Raw genomic sequence first — 10,215 nt, 5'->3', positions numbered from 1 at the left:
GTCCGGCGACAACGATCGTTGCGCCGGTCTCCGGAGCCCCGGGCGATGGCACGAAGTCCCTCACCGCCGCGATCAAAAAGCGGCTCTACGCCAAGGGTGTGAAGCTGGCGACCGTCCAGACCGGGAACACCTACACCGTTAAGGGGACCGTCACCCTGACCGACGGCTCCGGTGGCAAGCAAAGCATCCGCATCGAGTGGCAGGTGTTCGATCCGAACGGCAGGCGCGTTGGCACTGTGTCCCAGCAGACCACCATCACCAAAGGCTCGCTGGACGGCCCCTGGGGCCCCGTCGCAGACGTTGCGGCGGGAAAGGCCGCCGACGAAATCTTCAAGCTCTTGGCCAATAGGACTTAATGCGTCCACAAGCGCTTGCTGCCGTGAGTTTACACCGGCCCTTTAGCCTTGCTAAATGCGCGAGCCTTCTGGCGCGGCGTAAGCTCGCCGGTGTAAGGCTCTGACGGCTTAAGGAGCGGGGTCCGATGAAACTGGTTGCAGGCAACAGCAACCGCCCGCTTGCCGAGGCGATTGCGGCCTACCTCAAGACACCTCTGGCCAGATGCATCGTCCGCCGCTTCGCCGACATGGAAATCTTTGTCGAGGTGCAGGAGAACGTGCGTGGCGAGGACGTGTTCGTCATTCAGTCGACCTCGGCGCCCGCCAACGACCATTTGATGGAGCTCTTGATCCTGATCGATGCGCTGAAGCGCGCCTCGGCGCGCCGCATCACCGCCGTCATTCCTTACTTCGGCTATGCCCGCCAGGACCGGAAGCCGGGTCCGCGCACGCCGATCTCGGCCAAGCTCGTCGCCAACATGATCGACCGCGCCGGCGCCGACCGCGTGCTAACCCTCGATCTGCATGCCGGTCAGATCCAGGGCTTCTTCGATATCCCGACCGACAATCTCTTTGCCGCGCCGGTCATGGTACAGGACATGCGCCAGGTCTTCCCCACCGACAATCTCATGGTGGTGTCTCCCGACGTCGGCGGCGTGGTGCGCGCCCGCGGCCTCGCCAAGCGCATCGACGCCCCGCTCGCCATCGTCGACAAGCGCCGCGAGCGCCCCGGCGACTCGGAGGTGATGAACGTCATCGGCAACGTTGCCGGACGCACTTGCCTGCTCGTCGACGACATCGTCGACTCAGGCGGCACGCTGGTGAATGCCGCCGAGGCGCTGCTCGATCACGGCGCGACGCAAGTCACCGGCTATATCAGCCACGGCGTTCTGTCCGGCGGCGCCGTTGCCCGCATCATGAATTCGCGCCTCAAGGAGCTGGTGATCACCGACTCCATCCTGCCGAGCGAGTCGGTGAAGAAGACCCACAACATCCGCATTCTGCCGGTCGCGCCCCTGCTCGGCGAAGCCATTGCCCGCACCGCGGAAGAGCAGTCCGTCTCGAGCCTGTTCTATTGAGACGGAGGTGAGACGGGTGGGCGCCTGAAGGCTGATGCGCGTCAGCCATGCCCTTCATATTTGAAGGAGACTTTCAACTTGGCGCGGTACGCTTCTACCTTGCCGTCGGTGATGACCAGGTCCTGCTCGACGACTTCGGCAACCCGCAGCTCGCGCAGATGTTCGCCCGTGAGTTCAACCGCCATCCTGGCGGCGTCCTCCCAGGATTTCGTGCTGGTGCCGATCACTTCGATGACTTTGTAGACACTCTGCGGCATGGGGGAAGTCCTCCTTCAGAACTTGGACTTTTAACAGCTGGCTCAGCGAGCTCACTCCGAGTAGCGAACCTCATCCTACGCCGATTGTGACACTCTGTCTGGACCCATCACCCCTGCGTCTATTCGGCCATGGGTCCATGCTACCAATTGGCCTCTCGTGCGTTTACATCGAGCCGAGCCGCATCGAATCCCCAATCGAACCACAAGGAGCGATCATGCACGTCAATCTGGAGAACGCCGAGAAAGCCATCGAGGCCGCGCGCAAGAAGGCCATCGCGCTCAACACGCAGATGTGCATCGCCGTCGTCGATTCCGGCGCCAATCTCAAGGCCTTCATGCGCATGGACGACGCCTGGGTGGGCTCCATAGACATCGCCATCAAGAAAGCGAAGACCGCCTGCTTCTTCGGCATGGCCACCGGCCAGCTCGGCAAATTGTCTCAGCCCGGCAAGCCGCTTTACGGCATCGAGCATTCCAATGACGGTCTGATCACCTTTCCCGGCGGCGTGCCCATCGTTGATGAGGACGGCGTGCTCGTCGGCGCCATCGGCGTGAGCGGCAGCACGGTCGAGAACGACCATGCGGTGGCCGAGGCTGGCGTCGAGGTCGTCGGCCTGACCGAGCTTCCCGCGCATCCCTGGCGCACCTAGTCTGGCCGCTGTCCTTCCCGCCTCGCGATGATCTAGGCTAGACTGGCAACGCGTCCGATGTTGCGGGCTCGTATCCGCAGTACGAACGTGTTCGCTGACCGCAACTGAACGCGAGCGGGTCGATGAGAGAAGAGTCGAGCGCACCTAAGGGAGGCGTCGATCGGGGAGACGGTGGCACAGGCCGGACGATCTCCCCGCCGAGAATAACCGCAGCATTGGTGATCCTGATCACGGCCCTGGCCGGAGGCGGTGAGGCGGCAGCCCAAACAGCCGAGCGGGATGCGAAACTCACCGAAACCATTCCCAAATTGATGGAGCAGGCTTTAGTTCCCGGCGCCATCGTCGGTGTCTGGAAGGACGGCGAGGCGCCTTATGTCCAGGCGTTTGGGGTCCGCGACACGGCCACGGGCGAACCCATGGCCACCGACCTCTCCATGCGGATCGGCAGCGTGACCAAAACTTTCGTCACCACCGCCATTCTGCAGCTGGTGGATCAGGGCAAAGTCGGCCTCGACGATCCGATCAGCAAACATGTGCCGGGCGTCCCCAATGGGGATGCGGTCACCATCCGCCAATTGGCGGGCATGCGCAGCGGGCTCTTCGATTATACCGATGTTACGCAGGCCGCGATGCCCGACGACCCGCAACGCCAGTACACTCCCCAAGACCTTCTCGAGATCATCTCGCAGCATCCGCCGGTGTTTCCAGCCGACACACGGTTCGACTACAACAACTCCAACACCGTGCTTCTCGGGCTGGTCGTTGAGAAGCTGTCTGGACAGCCCTTGGACCGCTATATCGACGAGCACATCGTTCAGCCTGAGCGTCTGCAGCATACCGTCTTCCCTGCCGATGCGACCCTGCCGTCGCCTCACGCCCGCGGCTACACGAAAATGCCCGACGGCAAGATTGTGGATGGGACCGGCTGGAACCCCTCATGGGGCTGGGCGGCGGGACAGATGGTCTCGACGGTCGACGATCTGCACGTCTGGGTGCGAGATCTGGCCACGGGCAAATTGCTCTCGCTGGCGGCTCAGCGCGAACGCGAAAAGTTTCAGATTGCCCCGTCGGAAGGTGACGGCGCGTTGTACGGGCTCGGCGTCGAGTACCAATTCGGCTGGATCGGCCACAACGGAAATATCACGGGCTACCAAACCTACGCCTACTACCTTCCATTTGAGAAAACCACGATGGTTGTCATGGTCAATTCCAATGCCGACGCGGTCGGCGTTTGGAATTTCGTCAGGGACATCGTCAAGATCATCAGCCCCGATCATCCATGGCCGGCTCCCCCCTCGGGGCCGTAGAAGACAACTTGCTGCTTATCGGCCGCGCGCGTAGGGCCGAATAGCGGATTGTCTTGGCTTCGCGAGCCGTTTATAAGCCCCCTCAATCTTGCATCGGCCCGCTCGGTGGGCGCTTGGGTCAACTTTGGGGCCTCTCTCGGGCCCTTGATTGTTTCTATTGGAGAAAATTCATGACTGAGGCGTTGGAACTCAAGGCCTGGACGCGGGCGCGCACCGGCAAGGGCGGCGCCCGGGCGGCGCGGCGCGAAGGGCGCATCCCGGGAATCCTCTATGGCGACAAGGCCACGCCGCAGATCATCGACGTGGACTATAGGGCGATCACCCAGCAGCTCCATACCGGTCACTTTCAGAGCACGATTTACATGCTCGACTTGGATGGCGCCAAGACGCGCGTGATCCCCCGCCAGGTGCAGCTCGACCCCATTCGCGACTTTCCCATCCATGTCGATTTCATGCGCGTGGGCGAGCATTCGCTGGTCACCGTCGAGGTTCCGGTGCGCTTCCTGAACGAAGTCGCCTCTCCGGGCATCAAGCGCGGCGGCATCTTGAACATCGTGCGCCACGAAATTCCGGTCCGCTGCCCGGCCGACGCCATCCCCGAGCATTTCGATGTGGATCTGACCGGTCTCGAGATCGGCGATAGCGTGCACATTTCGGCGATCAAGCTGCCGGAGGGCGTGCGCCCGACCATCACCGAGCGCGATTTCACCGTGGCGACCATCGTCGGCCGCACCGCGGAGGAAGTTGCGCCTAGTGCCGCTGCTGCCGCCGCCGAGCCTGGCGCCGAGGAAGCTGCCGCTCCGACTGAGGCCGGTGAGGAGAAAGCCAAAGAGCAGGATAAGGACAAGGATAAGGATAAGGAGAAGAAGAAGGGCTAGCCTTCTCGCGGTCTCCGTTCCGTCTGTCGGGGTGAAGAGATGAAGCTCTTTGTCGGCCTCGGCAATCCGGGCGCTGAATACGCCTTCAACCGGCACAATGTGGGCTTCATGGCGGTCGATGCCATCGCCGCGACCCACGGTTTTCCTGCCTGGCGCAAGCGCTTCCAGGGTCTCGCCGCCGAAGGCAGGCTCGGTCGCGAGCAGGTGCTTCTGCTCAAGCCGCAAACCTTCATGAACGAGTCGGGGCGCTCGGTCGGCGAGGCGGTGCGCTTCTACAAGCTCGACCTCGCCGACGTCATCGTGTTCCACGACGAGCTCGATCTTGTACCCGGCAAGGTGCGGGTGAAGGCCGGAGGCGGCGTTGCCGGTCACAACGGCCTGAGGTCGATCACCGCCCATATCGGCAACGACTATGTGCGCGTCCGCATCGGCATCGGCCACCCCGGCTCCAAGGAGCTGGTGACTCATTGGGTGTTGAATAATTTCGTGAAGTCCGACCGCGAGTGGCTCGAGCCCCTGCTCGGCGCCATCGCCAAGGCGGCCCCCGATCTCGCCGAAGGCGCCAACGATAAGTTTCAATCGCTTGTCGCTCATGCCATGCATATGGAAGCCGAGGCCGCCGACGACCGACCTGAGCCCACTCCGCGCAAGCGCAAGGATGCGGCGAGCGCAGATGGCGAGAAGCCTGCACCCGCCGAGGGCCCCTTCGGCAAGCTCCGCCGCTGGTTCGGCTCGTGATGGTTTCCTGACATGGGATTCAAATGCGGCATCGTCGGGCTGCCCAATGTCGGCAAGTCCACCCTGTTCAACGCGCTGACCGAGACCGCGGCGGCCGCTGCCGCCAATTATCCCTTCTGCACCATCGAGCCGAATGTCGGCGAAGTGCCGGTGCCTGATACGCGCCTCGACACGCTCGCAAAAATCGCCAAATCCGCCGAAGTGATCCCGACCCGGCTCACCTTCGTCGACATCGCCGGTCTGGTGCGCGGCGCCTCCAAGGGCGAAGGCCTCGGCAATCAGTTCCTCGCCGTGATCCGCGAGGTCGACGCCGTCGCCTATGTGCTCCGCTGCTTTGAGGATGAGGACATTATCCATGTCGAGGGCCGCATCGATCCGATTGCCGACGCCGAAACCATCGAGACCGAGCTGATGCTTGCCGATCTCGACAGCCTCGAAAAGCGCATCCCGACGCTGGAGCGAAGGGTGCGTGGGCAAGACAAGGAAGCAAAGAAGACGCTTGAGCTGGTCGAGCGTTCGCTCGTGCTGTTGCGCGAAGGCAAGCCTGCGCGACTCGCGCAAGTTTCTGACGAGGAGAGCACCCCCTTCAAGGCGCTCAACCTGCTCACCGCCAAGCCGGTGCTCTATGTGTGCAACGTCGATGAGGCTTCGGCCACGACCGGCAACGCCCACTCGCGCCGCGTCGAGGAGCGCGCGCACGCCGAAGGCGCCGGCTGCGTCATCATCTCCGCCAAGATCGAGGCGGAGCTTGCCGAACTCTCCCCTGACGAGCGCAAGGCCTATCTCGCCGAGCTTGGGCTGCCCGAGCCCGGGCTCAACCGGCTCATCCGCGAAGGCTATAAGCTCCTTGGATTGATCACCTATTTCACCGCGGGGCCCAAAGAGGCGCGGGCCTGGACCGTGACCGAAGGCACCCGCGCGCCGCAAGCCGCCGGCGTCATTCACACCGATTTCGAGAAGGGCTTCATCCGCGCCGAAACTATTCCCTATGACGACTACGTGGCGCTTGGCGGCGAGGCCGGCGCCCGCGACGCCGGCAAGCTTCGCCTCGAAGGCAAGGACTACGTGGTCAAGGACGGCGACGTCCTGCACTTCAGATTTGCGAATTGAGTGCGAACTGTCTCAGATGCGCACCATAACGCCGTGCATCGCGTCAGTCTCCATGGATCTGTCACTCGATGGTGCTGACAAACCGTCTGAGATTCGGCTTTTGGCGATCAAGTTGAGATTGGTTCACCTGGATGCGGCGCCCTGCTAGCGAGTGCTTGCCCGCGGAAAGCCGAGAAATTGGGATTCCAAGCGCTCCAGACACAACTGACGCCGTATTTGCATCGTTGATTTCTGCCTGAAACATCCTTCGAAAATCAGCCATTGATCGGGGAGGTAATTGTCCATTGGGGTGTATCGAGAAATGGTTCGGGTTGCTTTGCCAGACCGCCCAGATTTCTTTTCCAATCTCGTTGACGACCGTTTTGAAGGCGCTTGCGGCCCCCATGTTCATTTGCGTCAGCCGGTTTCCCACGTAGCTATATATCTTCGGAGTCGACATCCTGAACGTCCGAGAATTAAGAAAAAATTCCGATTGCTCTGCCCCTTTGACCCGAGTGATTCCATACAGCAGCCCTAGGACGGCGCGGACTGCTCTCTTAGATGATCCGTCGGCAGAAAATGGGATTATCAACCGGTCGGCGGCTGACATCGCAAGCTCGGTATAGATCGAGAAGCTCGGATTGCAATCGATGAAGACCGTCGAACTTTTGACGCCCCACGAAGTATTAATATCGGCGATCAAATCGCTGATCCAACCGTGCACGATACGCCACGCGTCTGAGGGGCCGGGATTTGTCGCATTGGAAACGCGGGAAGTTTGGACCTCTAGTGCCTCGTCGCCGACTGCCAGAAAGAGGTTGTCCGGCACCCAATTGTTGTGGTCGTTCACCCTTACTATAAACTGTCCGCCGGCTTTTGGGCTGACGTAGGGACTGCGGATTCGCTCCTCAATATAACCCGCAATTGTGCGCCGCCGATTTTGACTCGCCATATCAACTAAGAGCTGTTCGCCCGCAATGATCCCTCCTAGGAGCATGCTGGATGCATTGGCCTGGGGACAAAGGTCGATCACTAGGATGGGCTGGTCAGGGTGAGTTCTCGCGTACTCGCACGCAATTTGAAATGTCAGATAGCTTTTTCCAACTCCGCCCTTATTGTTCCAAATAGCATAAACAGACATGGCATCCGCTCCGCACGATGAGATCGAGGACCCCGCAACCTGCCAGAGGGCGGAGTTTTAGTGGTAAACTTTTTCGTCATGGCTTAGGTAGGGCTGCCGGGATTCAGCAATCCTACCGGACAGCTAACATCTTCGCCAGGATAAGATTCCTAATTTGGCGCGGGGATTTGCGCGAGCTAACGCCTCAGCGCAAGGAAGCGGCGATGTTGCCGCCGTCGACCGCCTCGATATGGCCTGTGGTCTTGCGCGCCTTGGCGAGCGCGACGAAGGCCTGCGCCACGTCCTCTGCCAGCACCTCGCGGCCGAGCAGATTGCCGCTCATGTAGTCCGCCTCCGACAGCCCCCTCGCCTTCGCCCGGTCGGCGATCATGGCGTCGGTCAAGAGCCCACTGCGCACGCGGTCGGCATTGACGCCGTTCGAGCGGATGCCGTCCTTGCCGTAGTCGAGCGCGTATTGGCGCATGAGCAGCATGGCCGCGGCCTTGGGCAGGCCATACGGCCCGAAATTGGCGCCGGGGTTCACTGCCTGCTTCGAGAGGTTGAACAGCAGCGCGCCGCCGGTGCCCTGCTTCAGCATGATGCGCACCGCCTCCTTGGCCACGGTCTGATGAGCGAAGAAATTGAGCTCGAAGCTCTGGCGCAGCAGCTCGTCTGACACGTCGCCGATGCGGCCCTGCCAGGCGGCGCCTGCATTGGACACGACGATGTCGACGCCACCGAAGCGCTCGCACACTTTGGCAAAGGCGTCGCGCACCTCCTCAGGCTTGGTCACGTCGCATTGCAGCCCAAGTCCCTTGAAGCTCTCCGCCACCCTCCTCGCCGTATCGCCATAGATATCGACGATGGCGACGGCGGCGCCTTCGGCGGCGAGCGCCTTCGCCGTGGCGCTGCCGATGGCGCCGGCGCCGGTGACGAGCGCCACCTGCCCGGTCAGCGGCTTGACCACAGCGCCTTTCAGCTTGGCCTGCTCGAGACTCCAATATTCGAGCGCGAACAGATCGCTCTCTGGTAACGGCTCGTAACGGCCGATGCCTTCGGCGTCGGTCACCACGCGCACCGTGTTCTCGGCGAGATCGGCGGCGATGTCGGCGTCCTTGGCGCTCCGCCCGATGCCGAACAGGCCGAGCCCGGGCACGAGCACCACGCGCGGCGCCGAGTCGAGCTTCGACTTGGTATTGCCGACACGCTCATTCTCGCGGCCGAAATAAGAATCGTAGCGGGCGGCGAAATCGGCCACCGACCCCTGAACCTCGCGGGCGAACTCATCAAGCTTGCCTGGTTCCGGTGGCGAGACCACCAGCGGCGTGTTCTTGGTGCGGATGATGTGGTCGGGCGTCACCACCCCGCGCTGGCTATAGTCGGCGAGCTCGGCGCCGTTCACATACGCAAGGATCTCAGGCCCGGTGCGGAAGGTCGTGACGAAGCGCGTCGGCTCTCCGCCAGGCTTGTCGGCCGGCAGCGCCACGGCGCCCCTGATGATCGGCGCGATTTCGGCGACCTCGGCGAGCTCATCGGCGAGCGCGCGCGACTGGAACACGATCGGGCGCCCCTGGCGCAGCCGGCTCTCGGCGAGCGACACCATCTCGATCATGCGATCATAGGCCTCGCGCGCCGTCGCGCCGAAGGTGAAGATGCCGTGCTTGTGCAGGATCAGGCCTTCGACCTTCTCATCCTGCTCGAAAACTTCTGCCGCCGCCTTGGCGAGCCCGAAGCCCGGCGCGATATAGGGCACGATGCCCATGCGCCCGTCATAGACTTCGCGGGCGAGCGCCTCGCCGTCGGGCTGATCGACGATCGAGAGCACCGCGGCGGCGTGGGTATGGTCGATGAATTTATGCGGCAGGAAGGCGTGCAGCAGCGTCTCGACCGAGGGGTTCGGCGCGGAAGCATCGAGCAGGTTCAGCCGTTGCACGTTGACCATGGCCTCGTCGGAGAGCGCATCGAGCGCGCGAAGCCGGCGCAGCGGCTCGAGCTTCACTTCCGGCATTCCTTGCGGCTCGATTTCGGCCATGTCCCAGCCCGAGCCCTTGACCGCGATCACCTCGTGCTCCTGGCCGAGATCGTCCTTGGCGCGCGTCTTCACCGAAGTGTTGCCGCCGCCATGCAGCACGAGCAGAGGGTCGCGGCCGAGCAGGCGCGTGGTGTAGACGCGAAGCGCGAGATCCTCGCTCACGCCCTTCTCGGCGTAGGTCTCGACGGCGTCGAGCGCACTGATGTCGTTCCATCGGCTCTGCATGGCTCGCGTTGTTCCACTCCTCGCGGCAAGACGCAAGCGCAACGATTAAGCCCGCGCGATGACGCTGCCGCGACGCGGTCAAGCGCCCGGAGTTTGCGTGAAGTCTTTTGCCCTCCGCGAACAGAGAACGAGCGGAGCGCCGAGCGGCCGCGTCCGTTGCGCAAAGTTGGGCAGCCTCTCGGCGCCCCGCTTGCGGCGATATTTTAATGCCCATGCCGCCGCGCCTTACCTCTGTTTCCGCTCAGGAGGCGCATGCCCCACGGCGGAGTTGACCTGGGCATCGCAGCCCAGGCGACGGCGGGTTAGGACCCCTGAGGCTGGTCCGTTAGCCTGCGCGCGGGTCCGGAGGGCGGGGTTTCGGCCCCCCGTCGTACGCGCGCACCTCAGGCGCCGCGCCCTCATCCCGAGAAGCAGACGGTCTGCAGCTCGCGTCCTCATGGACGAGGGATGGGCTGAGTCTAACGCGGGCGAGAGCGGTGGGGATAAGTGGTGCCTTGTTCATACC

At 62.8% G+C, this 10,215-nt stretch carries 9 protein-coding genes and 1 pseudogene; 7 read left to right on the top strand and 3 right to left on the bottom strand.

Features of this window, described 5'->3' with window-relative positions; translation table 11 throughout:
* A pseudogene (locus ACREC7_RS13680) lies at positions 1–356 on the top strand (hypothetical protein); the annotation flags it as partial.
* Positions 357–481: 125 nt separating this feature from the next.
* Entirely contained in the window at positions 482–1,414 is a 933-nt protein-coding gene (locus ACREC7_RS13675) for a ribose-phosphate pyrophosphokinase (protein ID WP_431556242.1), read from the top strand.
* Between the two features lie 41 nt (positions 1,415–1,455).
* On the opposite strand, the gene ACREC7_RS13670 is transcribed toward ACREC7_RS13675, so the two are convergent.
* Positions 1,456–1,671 (bottom strand): dodecin family protein, encoded by a 216-nt coding sequence (locus tag ACREC7_RS13670; protein ID WP_431556241.1) that lies wholly within the window; start codon positions 1,669–1,671, stop codon positions 1,456–1,458.
* A gap of 215 nt (positions 1,672–1,886) precedes the next feature.
* Here ACREC7_RS13670 and ACREC7_RS13665 point away from each other — a divergent pair, with 215 nt between their 5' ends.
* The 5 genes from ACREC7_RS13665 to ychF all read left to right on the top strand — a co-directional run bounded on the left by ACREC7_RS13665 (position 1,887) and on the right by ychF (position 6,354).
* The gene (locus ACREC7_RS13665) at positions 1,887–2,321 is read left to right on the top strand and encodes a GlcG/HbpS family heme-binding protein (protein ID WP_431556240.1); all 435 of its coding nucleotides are present in this window, start codon (positions 1,887–1,889) and stop codon (positions 2,319–2,321) included.
* A 218-nt stretch (positions 2,322–2,539) separates the two neighbouring features.
* The gene (locus tag ACREC7_RS13660) at positions 2,540–3,628 is read left to right on the top strand and encodes a serine hydrolase domain-containing protein (RefSeq protein WP_431556243.1); all 1,089 of its coding nucleotides are present in this window, start codon (positions 2,540–2,542) and stop codon (positions 3,626–3,628) included.
* Between the two features lie 170 nt (positions 3,629–3,798).
* Positions 3,799–4,506, top strand: a complete 708-nt coding sequence (locus tag ACREC7_RS13655; RefSeq protein ID WP_431556239.1) for a 50S ribosomal protein L25/general stress protein Ctc — start codon at positions 3,799–3,801, stop codon at positions 4,504–4,506.
* 39 nt (positions 4,507–4,545) lie between these two features.
* Positions 4,546–5,244 (top strand): aminoacyl-tRNA hydrolase, encoded by a 699-nt coding sequence (pth, locus tag ACREC7_RS13650; protein WP_431556238.1) that lies wholly within the window; start codon positions 4,546–4,548, stop codon positions 5,242–5,244.
* Positions 5,245–5,256: 12 nt separating this feature from the next.
* Positions 5,257–6,354: a redox-regulated ATPase YchF gene (gene ychF / locus ACREC7_RS13645; protein ID WP_431556237.1), complete on the top strand. Its 1,098-nt coding sequence runs from the start codon at positions 5,257–5,259 to the stop codon at positions 6,352–6,354.
* Between the two features lie 61 nt (positions 6,355–6,415).
* Here ychF and ACREC7_RS13640 read toward each other — a convergent pair whose 3' ends face one another.
* Both ACREC7_RS13640 and ACREC7_RS13635 read right to left on the bottom strand, forming a co-directional pair.
* Complete coding sequence (locus ACREC7_RS13640; protein WP_431556236.1) at positions 6,416–7,474, bottom strand: ParA family protein; 1,059 nt, start codon at positions 7,472–7,474, stop codon at positions 6,416–6,418.
* 184 nt (positions 7,475–7,658) lie between these two features.
* Positions 7,659–9,710: a bifunctional aldolase/short-chain dehydrogenase gene (locus ACREC7_RS13635; RefSeq protein ID WP_431556235.1), complete on the bottom strand. Its 2,052-nt coding sequence runs from the start codon at positions 9,708–9,710 to the stop codon at positions 7,659–7,661.
* Positions 9,711–10,215 lie beyond the last annotated feature (505 nt).

Origin of the sequence: Methyloceanibacter sp. (genome assembly GCF_050728395.1) — a bacterium.
Lineage (GTDB): Bacteria > Pseudomonadota > Alphaproteobacteria > Rhizobiales > Methyloligellaceae > Methyloceanibacter.
The sequence above is the reverse complement of the archived record's forward strand: the minus strand, read 5'-3'. Positions and strand labels throughout refer to the sequence as shown.

Coding starts and splice junctions, on each gene's coding strand:
- ACREC7_RS13675 (WP_431556242.1), top strand. CDS start 482: ATGAAACTGGTTGCAGGCAACAGCAACCGCCCGCTTGCCGAGGCGATT.
- ACREC7_RS13670 (WP_431556241.1), bottom strand. CDS start 1,671: ATGCCGCAGAGTGTCTACAAAGTCATCGAAGTGATCGGCACCAGCACG.
- ACREC7_RS13665 (WP_431556240.1), top strand. CDS start 1,887: ATGCACGTCAATCTGGAGAACGCCGAGAAAGCCATCGAGGCCGCGCGC.
- ACREC7_RS13655 (WP_431556239.1), top strand. CDS start 3,799: ATGACTGAGGCGTTGGAACTCAAGGCCTGGACGCGGGCGCGCACCGGC.
- pth (WP_431556238.1), top strand. CDS start 4,546: ATGAAGCTCTTTGTCGGCCTCGGCAATCCGGGCGCTGAATACGCCTTC.
- ychF (WP_431556237.1), top strand. CDS start 5,257: ATGGGATTCAAATGCGGCATCGTCGGGCTGCCCAATGTCGGCAAGTCC.
- ACREC7_RS13640 (WP_431556236.1), bottom strand. CDS start 7,474: ATGTCTGTTTATGCTATTTGGAACAATAAGGGCGGAGTTGGAAAAAGC.
- ACREC7_RS13635 (WP_431556235.1), bottom strand. CDS start 9,710: ATGCAGAGCCGATGGAACGACATCAGTGCGCTCGACGCCGTCGAGACC.